Source organism: Desulfoferrobacter suflitae (genome assembly GCF_022603395.1).
GTDB classification, from domain to species: Bacteria; Desulfobacterota; Syntrophobacteria; order Syntrophobacterales; family Syntrophobacteraceae; genus Desulfoferrobacter; species Desulfoferrobacter suflitae.
This window is the reverse complement of sequence record NZ_JAIBKA010000012.1, coordinates 68321-85034: the sequence shown is the minus strand read 5'-3', so window position 1 is coordinate 85034 and position 16714 is coordinate 68321. Positions and strand designations below refer to the sequence as shown.

The window sequence follows — 16714 nt, the reverse complement described above, 5'->3', positions numbered from 1 at the left end:
GATCATTTCATCCTCTTTGGGACTCGGTAGATCGACTCCGTCCTGGTATGCGGGTCGGTTTTGGTTGCTTCGTTTGGGCTACTATAAGCTTGAGCGAGCAAAGGAGAAAGCAACGGACTGGATATGGATAGTGGACCACACCGTTCAACTGGGAAGTGAGAAGTGTTTAGTCATTGTGGGGATTCGCCAGAGTTCCTTGCCGGCTGTTGAGCTTCGCCTGACCCATGAAGATGTGGAACCGATTGCGTTGTTGCCCGTGACGCACTCCAACGGCGCCATCGTGTATGAACAGCTTGTTAAAACGATTGAGAAAACCGGGGTGCCTCGGCAAATCGTGGGTGATTACGGGCCGGACATAAAGTCGGGAATTGAAAGATTCTGCCGCCAGTACCAAAACACATGCTACATTTACGATATCAAACACAAGGGAGCCGTCCTGCTAAAGCGCGAACTTCAAGACGACGAAGACTGGATCAAGTTTACTCAAAGCGCCGCTCAGACTGCCAAGAAAGTTCAGCAAACGAATCTAATGGCGTTCGCTCCACCCAACCAGAGGAGCAAGGCGCGCTACATGAACGTGGATAAGTTGGTCCAATGGGGACAAGATGTGCTCAATTACTTGGATCGAGGAGTCAGCAATGATGGACTCGATCTCACCCGGATGAATGAAAAGCTTGGTTGGCTGCACGAATACCGTGAACAAATTGGTAGCTGGAGCACTCTGATGAATGTGGTCGAGAGTGCCGTTGATTTCGTGAGGTCCGTTGGAATCTACCGCTATTGCAGTATCGACTTGGAAACTGCTATCGAGGAATGCGGCAATGACGATCGAGCAAACCGGGTTCGCGCTGAATTGATTTGTTTTGTAGAACAACAATCATTAAATGCCAAACCAGACGAAGTTCTGCTTGGAAGCAGCGAAGTCCTTGAATCGGCTATTGGTAAGTTCAAGACCCTTGAACAAGATCAAGTCAAAAGTGGTTTTACATCCATGCTCCTATCATTTTCAGCTTTTCTATCGAAGACGACCCAGGACGCAATCCAAACAGCGCTTCAAGCAGTTCCAACTAAAAAGATCCATGAATGGTTCAAGGAAAAAATCGGTCAATCGGTTCAATCACAGAGAAAAGCATTCCTGAAAGTGGCGAGAAGTACGGAATAAAAATGGCATCAATTCTTACTCCAGGATTTGGGCATGATTTTCACCACCCCAGGTGGCACCTAGAGCTGAGACGGGCTTTCGACTGCTCTGGGGAGGTATTTGGTCGAGGCTGGAAGCAGGAAGCAAGAAGCAAGCGATTAGAAACTGGCAGGGAAAAATTTACTCATGGGTAGCCGGTGGGGCCTCATTTGCGTTTTTAGCCCGCCCGCTTCAAACGAAAAGAGAAAGGAACAAAATGGCTGAAGGTTGTTGTACACCCGGTTCAAACATTATGATTCTGGCATGCTCGGGCGCCTCCAACGTGGGGCAGCTGACTAATCAGGCCGCCGTCGAGCTCACTCAGGAAGGCTTCGGTAAAATGTTTTGCCTGGCGGGCATCGGTGCTCACTTGAGCGGTTTTGTACAATCCGCCAAGGATGTGCCCCAAATGGTCGCCATCGACGGTTGTCCGGTGGCCTGCACCAAGGCGATCCTGGAGCACGCCCAAATAACTGTTAAAGGCTACGTGGTTCTCACTGAACACGGCATCGAAAAGAATAAGAACTTTAAGCTCAAACGTGAAGAAATCGAACAAGTGAAGGCGGCTGTGAGGGCAGCATGCAATGGGCAGTCAGAAGGCGCTGCCGTCAAATAGGCAAAGGCAGACTCCGGGTACACCGCATAAGGACCGTCTTGAATTATCTTTTGAAAAGGTCCTTTGGGGATGACTTCTCACAGAAGCACTGAGGTGCTGAGAAACGTAAGTTAATTGATATTTGAGTCCGTGAGCCGGTAATGCAAGTTCGCTCATCGCGGATTAGCGCGCTCCTATCGCTTCTAACCGCTCTCTCTAGGGTATCGAAGAGTCAGCCATCCGTTAATGCTAAGATCCCTCACGAGGGCTGGATGGTGTATACACGCTAAGCCGCGATGAGTGTGTGTGCAAATCTTCATAGGATCAATCCTTACCATTTCACCCACAGAGCCGCGCCTTCGAGGTTATGGAGCAGGTTGATGCAGGTGGACCCCATATGCTTTTCAGCCGGGCTGCCGGCGCTTTGGCCGCGACGGCCTATGGCAACCGCGGCGAACCCTTCTCTGGTTGCTTCGTTGAGGATGGTCTCCGATACTCGACCGCCCTGAATGAGGAGTGTATCAATTCGGTGGCTCTCGATTCGCTCGGTCAGCCTCTGCCGAGCCTGATCCAGCACTGTCTCGGGATCGCCGCTTTCCTCGCGCCGCAGGTGAAAGAGAATGATTTTGTGCTGTTCCTGCTGTTCCAGCATAAATGCGACATGATCCGCAGCGTGCAAACTTGCCTCCGAGCCATCCACGCAAAGCAGTACGTTCTTCCGATCAGGCTGAGGGCGTCTGATGATCCACACCGGAAAATCAATTTGAAGATCGATTATGGCTTCACTCACGATGGGGCGAAAGGTCTTTGCAAACACGGAGCAGCCACGTCTGCACAGGAGCAGCGCGTTATAAGCACCGACCCTGGCATATTCGACGGTGTTCTGGACCACATCGTGTATCAAGTCAAAAACCTTGGTGCTAATTTGACGGCTAGAGAAGCCGTGCTCTTGTAGAATTCTTCTGCTTTCCTTCAGCGCCAGTTCTCCCTTCTTGCGATAAATTTCAGCCAGTCGCGCGTTGATTTCATGCAGGCGTGGGTTGTCAGATTCACAAATGCAGTCGAAGCGCGACGCCATATAGAGCAGATTGAGTTTCAGCCCCGTTTTGTCTTTGAAAAAAAAGGCCATAAATTTTGCTCCATAAAGATACTGCGGATCATCTCCAACGGTGATCAAAAAATGCTTTTCCATGGATTGAACCTTCCTTTCTCGGGATTTTCATATGGCATGCATATAGCCATCTTCTTGCAGTGTCGAACCGACTGGCCATTTACCTGAACCCGAATACTGCAAAGCCTCAAGTTGAGTAGAGGCAACTTTTATGCCCAACGCCTGAATAAAGGAACCATCATCGGTTCTTTTCAAGTTCGGTATGTCAAGGAAATTATATGATATTTTGGGTACTTCGGATTCGAGCTAAAAAGACAGCAAGCAACCGCCGCGGGGCAATACGCAAAACCACCATAAGACTTGGAATAAAAATTGCTCAACTTACACCAGACAATTAGAGCGGGATAGCATTCGTGCAGGGGAAGTCTCTGGAGCCCTTCGCTTTTTGGCACTGCGGCTCCAAGGTCGCCAATGGCAAAGGGCGGAGCAGACGGCCAATTGGAGGAAAAAGGTGCTGGAACTTATCACAGTAGCGTCTGTCATTTTTATCCTGGCCGTGGTGATGACCATGGCGGGACGCGGCGGCGGCAATTTTTATGTTTTAACTCTGGTCGTTGCCGGCATGCCGATGCATCAAGCTGCAACCACGGGACAGTTTATCCTGGCCGTAACCGCTCTGGCGGCCTTGCTCGTTTTCCAGAAACACAAAATGGTTGCCTGGCCCATCGCCTTTTTTATCGGACCACTGTCCGCGCTGGCAGCTCTCGCCGGGGGTTACTTTTCCCATCATTTCAGCGGGTTTGCGTTGAAAATTGTCTTCGCGTTGATGCTGTTCCTCGCAGGGATCTTGATGTTTCTCCCGGTCAATGATGCCATCAAGGAGGCGCCGAGCGGGAGATTCGGTTTTTGGCGACTCGGCGCAAAACCATTTGGCTATTCGGTCAATTTTTTGGTGGCTGTTCCGGTAATCCTTCTGGCTGGATTCGGCTCCGGGATGGTGGGCGTATCGGGCGGCTCCTTTCTGGTGCCTTTAATGGTGCTGGTATGTGGAGTGCCCATGCGCATTGCCGTCGGGACCGCTTCAACACTGATTGCCGCCACGGCATCTCTGGGATTTGTCGGTCATGCTCTGCAAGGCGATTTTGATCCCATGTGGGCAATCCCGCTGGCAAGCGTAACGGTTGCCGGTGGAATGCTCGGCGGCAAACTCGCTTTAGAAACAAAACCCAAAAGCCTCAAACTGCTGTTTGCCTGGACAACGTTTGCCGCCGCCGTCTTCATGCTGATCAACGCCCTCCACTCGAGTCAAGCGCCCTGAGCATCGTCTTAGAATGTCACACCTGCTGTCTAAACGCTTCCGATTTTAAAGAAACGGGCCGCAGCTTACACCTTCACTGGGCAACGCGGCTCATCCGGAAGACGGTCCTTTGCTCAAGTCTTTGATTATCTCAAAAATGGCCTTTGGCTCCATATTGTTTTTTGCGGCTATCTCCTTGATGCTTTCCACTGCGTCGGCTTGTACTCCTTTCCCCGACAATACATCCAATATCTCCGGGAGCTCCAGACCAAAATCAGCGCAAACCTCGGCAAGTCTCTTCCTGCCAAACCCGGGAGGCGGTGAGTCCGGCATACCGGGACTTCCGAGGCTTTGCTCCTTGCGAACTGCAGGCTTAATGATCTCATACAGCTGTTTTGTCGAAAGATCATTTTTCTTTGCAATTTCTGCCAGAGTTTGTGTTTCATTGTCAAACTTGATGCCGGCTTTTCGAAGCAACTCGATGCTTGTGGGCAGGTCAAGATCGACTTTTTGGGTAAACATCTTTAGGGAGGACAGCTCTGCACGGCCATAAGGCGGCTCGCCGTACTTGATGCCGGCCGAGGCTTTGATTGATTCGCCCAACTCAACTATCGTGCTCATTGGTGGAATTGAATAATAAGTGCCGACACCCACAATAAGGGTAAGAACCAAAGCCACATTGAAATTTACAGTAAACACCCGCATCTCTTTTGCCTTGTTCTTCAAATAGGCGGTTATCGGTTTCCAATTGTAGTAAACGTGCAGCAATCCAGCCAATAAAAGCAGAATACCGAGATTGAGATGCAAGTCGCTCCATTGCGTCTTGCTCAAGCCCCATAGACGCCAATCCGTCCAGTATGCGATGCGGCCGTGCGGCGTAATATAGAGTACGACACTCGTCAGGACACAAAGTACAAAAGAAATTAGCATGGTCAATGAGGTGATTTCCCGGATGCTCATGGTATTATCTCCATGTTGATTCCTACTCCATACTCAAAACAAATCCAAGGTAGGTGAAGCGGCAAAATACCGGCCATCCCGAACGTGCTTCCAGAGCTTGTCTGAGAATACAGTTTGTAGCTCACACCGTCATTTCGGCAGTCCCGCCGGGGCGGGATTAAGCCGGAATCCACACCAGCGCCACTGTTGGATTTGGGTGTGGCTGGATTCCGGCTGGAAACATGCCGGAATGACAAACCGGGGCAACGAGTCAATTCTCCGACAAGCTCCTAGCCTATGCTCATCTTGCCGGCAATATGCTCGGCCACCACAACTCCGTCTCGAACCGCACTGAAGATGAGATTGGAATGCTTGCGTTCCTTCAAGGTTCCTTCTTCTTCTATAAGCATAAACACGGGACTGACGGCTCCACCGATGGCATAGATCCCTTTGCTGGTGGTTTCAAAATGGCGCGTCAGCATGATGAGCTTGGCCCCTTCCTTGCCGATCCTGCAAACCCCTTCGGTGCAAGTGATCTGCTGCAGGCCCAACCGATCAAACACGGCCGCCGGCGCTTGGGTTCCGATGCAGGCGATCACGTTGCGCATCGGAAAGCTCATTCCCTGCTGCAACTGAACGCCCTGCTGGAGTGGTATCTGCTGGGTCTGGATGATGAGTCGTTCGACGCCGTCCTGGTCCACTTCCCCGATCTTGGGTACAGCCCCTTGCAGGATCTTGATATGTCCGCCGAGAAGAATTTCCTCACCCAGATCTCTGGCCACATCCTTATCGATTTTGAAATGTTCCTTGCGGTGCCCCCAGTAGACGGGAGTATCGTCGTTTTGGGCTCGTTTCGCCTTGGACAGAGTGGAGACCACATCTGCCGCTGCATTGCCGCCCCCAAGCACCAATGTCGGGGCCCCTATGTGATCCTCCGGATTGCCGAGGGTGCGGGCGATGGTTTTGGCTTCACCGTAAACTCCCAGATCTATGGGGACGTTGCTGCCAAAAGCAAGGACTACATTCCGGGTCTTGTATCGACCGGTTCGGGTAACCACCACGAACTGCCCTTGTTCCCTGGCAAGCTCTTGAAACTCTTCCATAAGAGTAACATCGATCCGGTGCCTCGCGATGCATTTCTCAATGGTTTCCAGATACTCTTCGATGGGAGGATGTTCGGCGCCCGGCTCCAGGCCGGGGATTGGATAAGGCCCCGTCTCGTCTTTGGGAATGGTTGGAAACACCTTTTTGCCCTTGGGATAGGAATCGACGATGCCCTGAAAGGGCCGCGCCCCCTTTTCGAGCAGCGCATAATTGAGCCCAAGCTCCACCGCTTTGATGGCGCAAGCCAGCCCACCCGGTCCTGCACCGATTATCACAAGGTCATAGACTGCCATGTTCACCCCGCTTTCTCGCCGACAGATCCGCTTGCAGTTGTTGCATCCACCTAATGGAACTGTTGAATAATACTCCTGAACTTAATCATGTGGGGCGCCATGTGTCGAGCACTAAAATATAACTCCAGGTGATCATCCGACCATTCATCGTCCCCCCTCTAGTTCACTACTCACTGTTTACCACTGCCCCGATAGAAACGATCAAAACGCTGAGCAATGCCCATGAAGATATATTGTTCCTTGATGGGACCGTTAACACTTGCCTTGTCTTTCAGGCCGACCTGTTTTGGATGCTCGAAAGCGGAAAATTCGGCCGGTGTGATCGTCGTGCGCCATCATGGCGAAATTTCTTTGCAGTACGAGGCAAACTGCCAAGCACCGGCTTGTCCAGTAAGTTCTTGATTGCCCCCAGCAGTTCCTGGACCGCGATCTTTCCGCAGTCGATCCATTCTTGAATGGACCTCTCCTCTCCGCAAGAAAATTTGTCGTCAACCGGTCGCAACAGCAGATCCGCGCCTTGAGACTGCCATTCTGCGATTTGCAGGCTCATGACTTCCAAGGTCCGATAAAGCAATTCGATTCCATCCTGCAATCCGGTTTGTGTTCGCGGTGAGCTGTAAACATCCACCGCAATGACAGGGGGCTTTCCAAAACAGCGCGCCGTTTCAGCGGGGACTGGATCCAATACCGCTCCGTCGATTAACAGCCGATCCCGCCAGGGCACCGGGGCCATTATCCCCGGAATCGCACTGCTCGCTGCAACCGCTTTGATCAGAGGCCCTTCCGTCAACACCACCCGCTTACCCGAGACCAGATCGACCGCCGTGATTGCGCAAGGCAACAGCGTTTCTCGAATATCTATGTCGGGGACAAAAAGACTGACAAAATCCATTGCCTCATCGAGCGTGATCAAAGCCTTTCGGAAAAACAAAAGATTGAATAAAAGTTGCCGCCAAAAGCGCTGCGAAATCCTGGCATAAAGATCTTCCGACTGTGGACCGGCCAACAAGGGAGAAAGTGCTGAGAGGCTGCGGAACTGCTTGTCATTGTGTCGGATAATCTCCGAAACTCGTAGGTCGAAGTCTTTTACATCAGAACAGGCGGCGAAGGCGGCGCCAATGAGCGCCCCCACACTTGTCCCGCAAACGAAATGGATGGGTATTCGCTCATCCACCAGGGCCTTGATAACCCCTACATGCGCAAGCCCCCTGACCCCGCCGCCGCTTAGAGCCAGTCCGATTCCTGTCTGTTGACGCATATCAACCTCCTGTGGCCAAGTGATCGAATCTTTACAAAAGCAAGGTTGATGCCAATCCGCAAATCCACGCTCGGCCCTGATGGTGCCCGAAACAGGTTGCCAGGTGTCGGGCGTGCATCGTAGACATTTATGTCGAGCTCCGTATTAATCACGACAGGATCTGTCGAATTGATATTTAATTAAATTTATTGACAATTTTCAAAAACCTCCGGACAGCGGTTCGACATTCATTGCCGCTCTGTGCCATGCTACCCGCACCCCGGTGCATCGTGTGCCGCAGGCCATCTAACCTGTCTTTTCAATAGCTTGCCTTTCCTGCCGGCACAATCAGTGCAACCTGGCACGCGACTTGCCATGGGTATGTGCCGGACAGCGGACCGACCTTCTGGGCACACCATAATGGTGACTCCGGATAAACCCCCATAGCCCGGCCACTACACTACAAAACGTGAGAATGGTTGGAGTATGCCGGGGAATTGTTGGTTTTCATTCTGGATTCTGACTCCTGAATTCTGAATTCTCATATTAGTCAAATACCTCCGGCAAAGCCGGAGGCTTGAAAGTGTGGACCGCTCAAAGCGGTTGTAAACCATTAGCCACCTAAAGGTGGCAGCTACTCAAACATCAGAACTCCTTACCTCTGGGAAGTTAAGGTGACACCTTCGCCGGTTATAATGACGTCATTCGGTGCCAAGGTGGCAGGAAATCTTTAGTCATGAAACTAATAAACGCCTGCCTCTCAATGGTTTGTGTAAATAGTAGCAAGTTTTTTCCTGACACCTTTCAGCCGAGAGGTGTCACCAGCATTTTCCGGCCTTTGGAACATAGGAAAATTGGTAAGGGTCTGTTATTAAATAGAATCCGATGAACATAGCAGTGCCAGAGATCAAGAGTTCTGAACATATGCAGTTGGTCGAGCCTTCGATCTTCAGCCTCCTGCTTTTTGATGTACTCGCGAATAGTTTGCTCGTCTCTGCCTATCGTAGATACAAAGTATCCTCTGGCCCATAGACTTTGGCCAGTGAAGTTTTTCTTTCTCCCGAGGAAGCTCCTTGCAACATGGATAGCACTCTTGCCCTTGATGAAACCTACCACCTGCGAAACACTATACTTGGGTGGTATGCTGATCAGCATGTGAACGTGGTCCAACATGAGATGCCCTTCCACTATCTTGCTCTCTCTTTGCATGGCAAGCTGTCTAAGCATTTGGCCCAGATGCTTTCGAAGCTGTTCATAGAGATTCTTCCTTCGGTACTTGGGAATCCATACTACATGGTACTTGCAGTCCCAGACGGTGTGGCTTAGACTTTGATATTCATCCATACGAAAGCTTTCCTTTCTGTAAACTTTGAGCGGTTCACAATAGGAAGGCTTTCGTACAATCCCGGAATTGTCAAACTCTGGGAGTCCCCCGGCAAAGCCGGGGGTTTACCATGATTAATTATTGTTTTTGATCGTGTGATTATGGAGATGATGAACAGCCGACTCGAACGCTACCTTCAACTCATCAGGAATTCCCAGCTGTTCCTTGCCTTGAGGGGCCACTGGGCGCTAGCGACTGCAGTCGTATTCTGCCTCGTAGGCCAGACGATCCTTACTTTGGCCCAGCCCTGGCCGGTTCGTGTCATTATCGACTACGTTGTCAAAAGCCCGACCATAAGCCATGACTTCAGGCCTACCGGCGGTGTGATGGAGCTTGCGGCAGCCCGCATCAGCCAGTTTTTTACCTCGCCGGACGTGAGGTTTCTTCTCGGGTACCTGACAATACTTCTCGGCATCTATCTGCTGAACGCTTTTCTGCTGTATCTCCAAAATCTTGCTCTTGCGCGCTTGAGCCAGCAGGTGATTCTTGCCGTTCGTCGCAACCTGTTCTCTCATCTCATGTTTCTTCCCCAGAGATTTTTCGACGGGGCTCGGACGGGTGATCTCACCAGCAGAATCTCAAAAGACACGGCGCATATTCAGGATGTGCTGGAGGCTCTCCTCATTGTCAGCATCCGAAGCTTTCCTTTGGTCTTAGGAATCCTGATCGTGAGCTTTGTCATGGACTGGAGTTTTGCCCTTACCCTGGTGTTCGTTGTTCCCATGGCCTGCTGGGCCAATGCGCTTTTCATGCAGCGGGCCAGGGAAGCTGTGAAAGGACAGATGCGAATCGAGGGTGCCCTGGCCGCGAACGTCCAGGAGGCATTTTACAATCATCGGGCGGTCACGGTGCTTTCCGTTGAAAATAAAATGATAGGGGATTTTTTGACGGGGGGGCAAGAGAGTGCCGTCCAGGGAGTAAAGGCGGGGCGGCTGCAGGGCATGCTAACCGCATCAATGGACACACTCGTTGGGGTAACATCAATGGTCGTTATTCTTGTTGGAGCTTTGCGAATCCTCCACGGAGATCTCACCATCGGCCAGCTCACAATCTTCATCGCCTATGTGAACAGCCTGTTCAAACCCGTTCGGGAAATTGCCAAATTTACAAACAGGCTGGCGAAGTCCGCATCCGCCCTGGAGCGAATCGAAGAAGTCATGCAGCTAAGGCCTTTGGATAAAGAATGCCGGCGAACACAGCAGTTGGGGAAGAAGCTCGCTTTGAAGGGTCGCATTGAACTTGAGCGGGTGACTTTTGGCTACCATAAGGACCGCCCCGTTTTGAGCGACTTCAGCCTGATCATCGAAGAGGGACAGAGAGTTGCACTCGTCGGGGATTCTGGAAACGGCAAATCCACCATTCTTCATCTGATCATGAAACTCTACAGTCCACAGCAGGGGACGGTACGAATCGATGGACTTGATATAAGCGCTTTAGCGTGCTCCTCGCTTCGCACTCAGTTAGCTATTGTACTCCAGGACTCGCATCTTTTCAACCTGAGCATCAGGGGTAACATCGCCATGGCAAGGCCCGGAGCAACCGAGCTCGAAGTTGCTCGTGCGGCAAGGGCCGCCGGGGCCGATGAATTTATCCGGAAGCTGCCGCAAGGCTACCGCACCCACCTCGGTGAAGGGGGAGCCGGATTGTCGGGCGGCCAGAAAAGACGGATCGCCATAGCCCGCGCGATTTTGCGCGATGCTCCCATTGTTTTGCTGGACGAACCGACCACGGGACTCGACCCCATTTCCGAACAAAAAGTCAGCGAGGCGTTGAAATCATTGACCAAGGGAAAAACCACCATTGTGGTTACTCACCAGTTGAAGACCGTTGCCGAAATGGACCGTATTGTCGTGCTTTCGCAGGGGGAAATCGCCGAGTCGGGTAAGCATCAGGAACTGCTGAATCGAAATGGGGTTTATAAAATGCTATGGGATGCTCAGCAAAGCCGCGAGAGCAGCGTGCCTTTCGGTCTCTGAGAGGAAGAAACTTTCAAACGGACGGGTAAATTAGAAAGGAAATCTGGATATGGTGGATACTAAGAGTTCAACCCTAATGACAGCGGTCGCTGTTTGCCTGATCATCTTGCTGGGCGTTTCGGCGCCTGTCGTCTTTGGCGCAACGTCAAGTCATACTCCCGAACACAGCGACTTATCGGAAATTTCCCAGGTGCGGCGGTCGTTGCGCTCCGCATGCGCAAAGATCAAGACGATTGATGCGGAAGCGAAAGATGAAGATGGCCTCTTGCATAAAGCGGAAGCGAAAACGGCCCTCGCGCTGAATCGCTGGCAAAGATTTCTCAAGGACCATGCCGATGCTACGCCTCCGGTTTTTGCCCAAAATATGGCTTGGAAAGAAGCCGCTCAGGCGGTTGAAGGCAATATGCGGCAAATGCTCAAGGCGGTGGAAACCAAGGATGTGAAAACCGCTTTCTCCTCTTGTGGCCGCACTTGCCGGAATTTCGTTGAAATGAATCAAAAAGCCGGCATTGAACTGACTACCGATGTTCTATTTCGATTTCGCAAGGCCGCCAAGTCGCTGCAACAGCAGGTCCGGGACAAAAATCTCGCTGAAATCACACCTGCGGTTCAAACGCTTCTGGATCTGAAGAAACGGGCCGTATCACATCCCGTTGACGGCACGGGGGCGATTATCCGGGATACGGAAGCACTGGAGAGGTTTTCCGAATCCGTGGACGTCTTCGCCGATGCAGTTCATAAGGCTGACGAAAACGAAGTCGGTCAGCGCTATCGGCAAATGATGGCACTCATGGAAACGGCCTATGATCGATATTTGTAATCATAAGACTTGAGAAAGGAAGGTTGAGATTCAAATGGGTAAGAAATCGTTAACACCGCCCTCTGCCATAATTTAAGGTTAAGAATCTTTGTTTACGTCTCTTCTTATCTCCAAGATATCCATTGGTTCCATATTTGTTTTTGGCTGCTATCTTCTTAACGCTCTGTGTTGAGTCAGCTTTTACTCATTTCCTGGACAATGCATGAAATATCTCCGGAAGATCCAAACCGAAATCAGCGCATACCTCGGCAAGTCTTTTCCTGCCAAAGCCGAGAGGTGGTGAATCTGGAAAACCGGAGTGTCCAACACTTTCCTCTTAACAATTTCGGCTCATCGCAGATTACCGTAATTTACGCGCTCGGTTCGTGCTGAGGTACCGAAGCACGAACGGGTGGGTTGCCCTTCGATACCTCAGGGCAAACGGCTGCAGAGCGACACGATGACGCTAATCCACGATGAGCCGCCTGTTTTGGCCCCTTTGGCCTTACCAAGGCAAAGAATCAACTCCCTTCACCGCTCACCGTCTAAACCGGCAGAGTGATGGTCAAGACAATCTGGTGCGGCCGTTTGCGCCGCAGCTCGATGATCCCCTGGTGCTTGTGTACAACCATTTTGGCGAGGGGCAGATCGCCTGCTGCAAAGTACCCCGGCCGACTGGCGAAGGGATAAAAGAAGTGCTCCAGATCGTCGTCGGTAACTGATGCGGCAAAAGCCTGAATTTCAAGGTGGACCGTTTCCCTGCGCTGGTAAGTTAGCACCTGCAGCCCTTCGCCAGCCCGGCAGTAACCTGCAAGCGCCAAAAAAATATCTTCCACGGCTTTGCCGAACAGATCCCGATCCAGGAGAACGTCCGGCAGCTGGCCGGCCAGACTCAGCTCAACACCGCAGGAACATCTTGCAAGCAGCGGCTGGTGGCGCTCCAACCGTTTGACGATTAGCGCGTTGAGGGACGTTCGCTGCCGGTGCAGCTCAAAAGGTCGAAGATATTTGATGGTCTTGTCCAGGATCATTTCAAGCCGTGCCACTTCTTTAACGATGATGGCCAGCGAAGCGCGATTCGCGTCTTCTTCGGTCAGTTTCTCCAACAGCCTTCGGGCGAAACCGCCGGCGGCAACCAATGGGTTGCGGATTTCATGGGCGAGACGCGCGGAAATCTCGGCCAGCGTGCGTAGCTCTTCCGTTTGAATGATTTGCTGCTGGAGCCGACGGCGGTCGCTCACATCCACCAGGATGCCGTCCACGGATTCCACCTTTCCCTCTTCGTCCAGGACCGGCAGGGCATAGTCCATAACGAACAAGACCTGCCCTTTGGCATTGTACATTCGATACTCTGCCCTAAACAGATGCCCGTCCTGCAGACAGCCGTCCATAAGCGGCCAAATGCGCTGCCGGTCGTCCTCACACACCTTGTTTTTCCAAAAGTTCAAATCCTGCATGACCTGTTGAACCGAAATGCCCATCAGTTCTTCAATAAAGTGGCTCACAAAAATGGTTCGACCGTTGCCAAGCAGCCGGTAAACCACCAGCGGAACACTCTCCACCAGAGTTCGGTATTTTTCCTCCGATTCGCGCAGGGCTTTGGTCCTCAGCTGCACATTATGCTCCAGATTTTCCTTGTATCGATGCATCGCTCGGCGTGATTTGTCCAAAGATGCCAGCATTTCATTCAAGGCTTCAGCCAGCAAGCGCAGTTCGCCCGAAGGCCCGGCGGCTAGAGGGCGGACCTCACCTCCCGCGGCGATCTTTTGAGCAATTCCCACCATGGCCTCGATATCTTTTGCGAAAAAGGCGCTGATCAAATAGGTGGCGGCAACGGTGAGAAGCAACCCGATCATTCCCACGCCGAGCAATAGGTAGCGATAATGCTCGTTTAGAGCAAGAGCGGCCGCGCGATCCACCGCCAGCTCCACCAGGGCTGCGGTTTTCCCACTGTAATCATGCACGGCTGCAACCAGCACGGCATAGGACGAGCCGCCAAACGAGCGCAGCAAAAGCTGCGGCTTGCCGCTTTGAAAGGCGGCCATATATTGCCAGCCCTTGCGATCAAGAGATTCGGGCAGAGTGCCGGCATAGACGGAAAAAGACCCTTTGTCCGTATCAGGCATCAAGAGCAAAGCCTCAATTCCGAACTGTCTTTTCATTTCGGCGAGCAGGGGCATCCCCACGCTGAAACCGATTTCAATCGTACCGATCATTTCACCGCGCCAAAAGACCGGTGCTACGCCGCGCATACCATAGCCGGTCAAGCCTTCTTCCAGGCCGAATATCTCTGTCTTGCCGGATATTGCCGCTTCAATGGTGCTGCGATAGCTCAAATCGTCGCCGAATTCGTACAATCGCTGCAAACGCAGGAAGTTCCTCGCCGGCAGCACGTGAAAGTTGAACTGAGTGATGCCGTAATGTTGCTGCATAAAGAGGTAGGAAGGATAACAAAGCTTGATCAGCCGATAGCGGTCTTTTTGGGCAAGAGCAAAAGCCACCTCGGGATTGCGGGCAAAGCTGGAAGCAAGGCTCACCGCCCATCGCCCCTGCAGATCCAGGTTGTACTCGAAGGCTCGGGCATAACCGTGCAATCGCTCGCGCTCCTGCTGGCCGATGAGTTCATTCTGGCTCAGGATGGCCAAAGTTACCAGGGTAACAGTGCCGGCAAAACCGAGCAGAAAGAAAGCCATGCTGAGCCGGTAGCGCAGAGGCATGTGGCGCAGCCGGCTCCATGCCCGCAGCCGCGTTTTCGCATGGCTCATCCTCGTCCTCTCGGGTCAACGCACGGCCACTGGCCGCAGCCGAATAGTTTTTAAAAATGAACTCGATGAGTAGCACGGTTTCACCACGCGCTCACCGGATCCCCCCCGGTCATTCCCGCCAAATGCCCGCGGGAATAACGGAAACAATGGCAAACGCATTCTCGGACAGCTTCCTAGCGTATTGCCGAGATGAACAGCACGGAAACCTTGCTATGCTGTGCAACCTCATTGGCCACACTGCCCAGACAAACTTCTTTGATATATCCCTTGCCCCGGCCTCCCATGACAATCATCGAGAAATCACCTCCACCCACCCTCTCGATGATTTCCCGACTGGGAACGCCGTAGCCGACCTCTACGGCAACGCGGCTCGATCCAAGTAACTCGAGCCTGGTTTTCATCCTGCCCAAGCGGGATAAATCGAGTTGTTTGAGGTCCTCCAGACGGTGCAGCAAATGAGGCTGGACGGCATCTCGGTTGCGCACGTGCAGAAGCGTTACCGGACATTTTGCAGCTGTCACGATAGATCCCAAGTAGAAAAAAGCCCGCTCGGCCGTATCGGAAAAATCGGTGGGGAACAGCAAGTTCGCAAGCAGGCGCTCGCACTGCAAAAAACACTTCTCTTCCTCCCCGATGCCGATCCGGGCAAGCAGCACCGGGTAAGCAGTGATTTCAAGCAGTCGTGAGGAGACGCTGCCGAGAGCGGCGCGCGCAAAGATACCCTTGCCGTGGGAACCGATGAGGACGGCTGAAACGCCATACTTGCCCGCAAGGTCGTTTAAAATGACAGCCGGCAAACCGACCGGGCCGACGATCAGCTCACAGGTGACCTTCAGGCCCTGCTGCTGCAAAATCTCCTTTTGCCGATCCAGGTCCGGCTGTGCATCCTGGGCCAGCATTTCACCCACTCCAGGCCGGTTGGCAACATAGATGATGTGAGCAAGCACCACCTCTTCCATGCCGATTGTCTTGAGCTCGCCGGCACATTGGATGAGGGCTTCGGAAGCGGGCGATAAGTCTGTGGCAAATAGAATTTTTTTGAACATCTGAAAGTTCTCCCCAATGGCATTGCCGGTGATACAGTGAACGGTGAACAGTGAACAGTGAACGGACGAGGCCCCCAATGGCTGCTGCTCACCGAATTGAATATGCAGAATTTATACCTCAAGAATCATCAGCTGTGCTTTCCCAAAATAGCCCTCGATAATTCAGAGCAGGACTCAGGGTGGGCCTTTGCGTAAACGGAAGCCGACCACCAACCTCATTTCGCCAATCGGCCGAGAGCTATTCTTGGGGATGCGCAGAAGAGATGAAAAACCGCCCGTTGGCCCGTTGATTGTGCCCAAAGATCCTAGCTATCATAGCCTTAGATGAGGAGATAGAAAAGCCACGATAAAGGAGGCACCCAAATGATTCGTGGTCGCGTTGGTTGTTAACGAAGTTGAAAGAAAAAGATGAAGCAGCTATAATAGCTAAAATAGTCAAAGTGGGTTGAGAGAAAAGGGTGTTGACCATGGTAACCGTAAAAGCAACTGAGATGAAGAACAAGCTGGGCCATTATCTGCAAGTGGCTTTGGTGGAACCGGTTGTGGTTGAAAAAACCAACCAGCAGGTAGCTGTGCTGATGTCGATGAAGGAATACGAACGTCTCACCAGGCTCGAAGATGCTTATTGGGGGGAAAGGGCGAAAGCCGCGGAGGCAGAGGGGTATTTGAGCGAAGCGGAAACCAGGGAATTCATTGAAAGCTCCCTCCGTGTTAAAGCTTAGCATTACAAGACAGGTGATGAAGTTCCTGCGTCCATTGCCGGCAAGGCAATATCGCCAAATCTTTAATAAGATTCCGGCGCTCATGGAAGACCCGGAGCCGTCTGATTCTTCTCCCCTTAGAGGCTATCCCTATAGAAGAGCCGACATTGGAGAATATCGAATTCTCTATCGGGTCGAGCAAGATTGTCTCAAGGTAGCCTTAGTGGGGAAAAGAAATGATGATGCAATCTATCGCCGACTCCAGAGCACATGAATGACCCTTGATG

At 52.1% G+C, this 16714-nt stretch carries 13 protein-coding genes and 1 pseudogene; 7 read left to right on the top strand and 7 right to left on the bottom strand.

Annotation, left to right across the window (positions count from 1 at the left end; translation table 11 throughout):
- The first annotated feature begins 196 nt into the window (after positions 1 to 196).
- Both K1V27_RS18690 and K1V27_RS18685 read left to right on the top strand, forming a co-directional pair.
- Entirely contained in the window at positions 197 to 1162 is a 966-nt protein-coding gene (locus K1V27_RS18690; RefSeq protein WP_258931095.1) for a hypothetical protein, read from the top strand.
- Between the two features lie 235 nt (positions 1163 to 1397).
- Positions 1398 to 1796 (top strand): putative zinc-binding protein, encoded by a 399-nt coding sequence (locus tag K1V27_RS18685; protein WP_258931571.1) that lies wholly within the window; start codon positions 1398 to 1400, stop codon positions 1794 to 1796.
- Between the two features lie 310 nt (positions 1797 to 2106).
- Here the strand turns inward: K1V27_RS18685 and K1V27_RS18680 are convergent, their stop codons facing one another.
- The gene (locus K1V27_RS18680; protein WP_258931570.1) at positions 2107 to 2967 is read right to left on the bottom strand and encodes a universal stress protein; all 861 of its coding nucleotides are present in this window, start codon (positions 2965 to 2967) and stop codon (positions 2107 to 2109) included.
- A gap of 430 nt (positions 2968 to 3397) precedes the next feature.
- Here K1V27_RS18680 and K1V27_RS18675 point away from each other — a divergent pair, with 430 nt between their 5' ends.
- A complete protein-coding gene (locus K1V27_RS18675) occupies positions 3398 to 4204 on the top strand; it encodes a sulfite exporter TauE/SafE family protein (RefSeq protein WP_258931569.1) in 807 nt (268 codons plus the stop codon).
- 90 nt (positions 4205 to 4294) lie between these two features.
- On the opposite strand, the gene K1V27_RS18670 is transcribed toward K1V27_RS18675, so the two are convergent.
- The 4 genes and pseudogenes from K1V27_RS18670 to tnpA all read right to left on the bottom strand — a co-directional run.
- Positions 4295 to 5143 carry a DUF4405 domain-containing protein gene (locus K1V27_RS18670; protein WP_258931568.1) on the bottom strand — a complete coding sequence of 283 codons (849 nt, stop codon included), beginning with the start codon at positions 5141 to 5143 and terminating at the stop codon, positions 4295 to 4297.
- Positions 5144 to 5412: 269 nt separating this feature from the next.
- Positions 5413 to 6519: an NAD(P)-binding domain-containing protein gene (locus K1V27_RS18665; RefSeq protein WP_258931567.1), complete on the bottom strand. Its 1107-nt coding sequence runs from the start codon at positions 6517 to 6519 to the stop codon at positions 5413 to 5415.
- 271 nt (positions 6520 to 6790) lie between these two features.
- A complete protein-coding gene (locus K1V27_RS18660) occupies positions 6791 to 7777 on the bottom strand; it encodes a patatin-like phospholipase family protein (RefSeq protein ID WP_258931566.1) in 987 nt (328 codons plus the stop codon).
- Positions 7778 to 8671: 894 nt separating this feature from the next.
- Positions 8672 to 9100 (bottom strand): annotated as a pseudogene (tnpA, locus tag K1V27_RS18655) (IS200/IS605 family transposase); the annotation flags it as partial.
- Between the two features lie 147 nt (positions 9101 to 9247).
- On the opposite strand from tnpA, the gene K1V27_RS18650 reads away from it, so the two are divergent.
- Entirely contained in the window at positions 9248 to 11116 is a 1869-nt protein-coding gene (locus K1V27_RS18650; protein WP_258931565.1) for an ABC transporter ATP-binding protein, read from the top strand.
- A gap of 49 nt (positions 11117 to 11165) precedes the next feature.
- The gene (locus K1V27_RS18645) at positions 11166 to 11936 is read left to right on the top strand and encodes a hypothetical protein (protein WP_258931564.1); all 771 of its coding nucleotides are present in this window, start codon (positions 11166 to 11168) and stop codon (positions 11934 to 11936) included.
- A gap of 524 nt (positions 11937 to 12460) precedes the next feature.
- Here the strand turns inward: K1V27_RS18645 and K1V27_RS18640 are convergent.
- Both K1V27_RS18640 and K1V27_RS18635 read right to left on the bottom strand, forming a co-directional pair.
- Complete coding sequence (locus tag K1V27_RS18640; protein WP_258931563.1) at positions 12461 to 14680, bottom strand: cache domain-containing protein; 2220 nt, start codon at positions 14678 to 14680, stop codon at positions 12461 to 12463.
- 173 nt (positions 14681 to 14853) lie between these two features.
- The gene (locus K1V27_RS18635) at positions 14854 to 15726 is read right to left on the bottom strand and encodes a universal stress protein (protein WP_258931562.1); all 873 of its coding nucleotides are present in this window, start codon (positions 15724 to 15726) and stop codon (positions 14854 to 14856) included.
- Positions 15727 to 16193: 467 nt separating this feature from the next.
- On the opposite strand from K1V27_RS18635, the gene K1V27_RS18630 reads away from it, so the two are divergent.
- Positions 16194 to 16448 (top strand): type II toxin-antitoxin system Phd/YefM family antitoxin, encoded by a 255-nt coding sequence (locus K1V27_RS18630; RefSeq protein WP_258931561.1) that lies wholly within the window; start codon positions 16194 to 16196, stop codon positions 16446 to 16448.
- A 16-nt stretch (positions 16449 to 16464) separates the two neighbouring features.
- Positions 16465 to 16701 carry a type II toxin-antitoxin system RelE family toxin gene (locus K1V27_RS22965; protein ID WP_353740620.1) on the top strand — a complete coding sequence of 79 codons (237 nt, stop codon included), beginning with the start codon at positions 16465 to 16467 and terminating at the stop codon, positions 16699 to 16701.
- Positions 16702 to 16714: the final 13 nt, after the last annotated feature.

Bases quoted from the DNA above. Each gene is read 5' to 3' on its own strand.
- K1V27_RS18670 (WP_258931568.1), bottom strand. From the start codon at position 5,143: ATGAGCATCCGGGAAATCACCTCATTGACCATGCTAATTTCTTTTGTA.
- K1V27_RS18650 (WP_258931565.1), top strand. From the start codon at position 9,248: ATGATGAACAGCCGACTCGAACGCTACCTTCAACTCATCAGGAATTCC.
- K1V27_RS18660 (WP_258931566.1), bottom strand. From the start codon at position 7,777: ATGCGTCAACAGACAGGAATCGGACTGGCTCTAAGCGGCGGCGGGGTC.
- K1V27_RS18640 (WP_258931563.1), bottom strand. From the start codon at position 14,680: ATGAGCCATGCGAAAACGCGGCTGCGGGCATGGAGCCGGCTGCGCCAC.
- K1V27_RS18680 (WP_258931570.1), bottom strand. From the start codon at position 2,967: ATGGAAAAGCATTTTTTGATCACCGTTGGAGATGATCCGCAGTATCTT.
- K1V27_RS18685 (WP_258931571.1), top strand. From the start codon at position 1,398: ATGGCTGAAGGTTGTTGTACACCCGGTTCAAACATTATGATTCTGGCA.
- K1V27_RS22965 (WP_353740620.1), top strand. From the start codon at position 16,465: ATGAAGTTCCTGCGTCCATTGCCGGCAAGGCAATATCGCCAAATCTTT.
- K1V27_RS18630 (WP_258931561.1), top strand. From the start codon at position 16,194: ATGGTAACCGTAAAAGCAACTGAGATGAAGAACAAGCTGGGCCATTAT.
- K1V27_RS18635 (WP_258931562.1), bottom strand. From the start codon at position 15,726: ATGTTCAAAAAAATTCTATTTGCCACAGACTTATCGCCCGCTTCCGAA.
- K1V27_RS18665 (WP_258931567.1), bottom strand. From the start codon at position 6,519: ATGGCAGTCTATGACCTTGTGATAATCGGTGCAGGACCGGGTGGGCTG.
- K1V27_RS18645 (WP_258931564.1), top strand. From the start codon at position 11,166: ATGGTGGATACTAAGAGTTCAACCCTAATGACAGCGGTCGCTGTTTGC.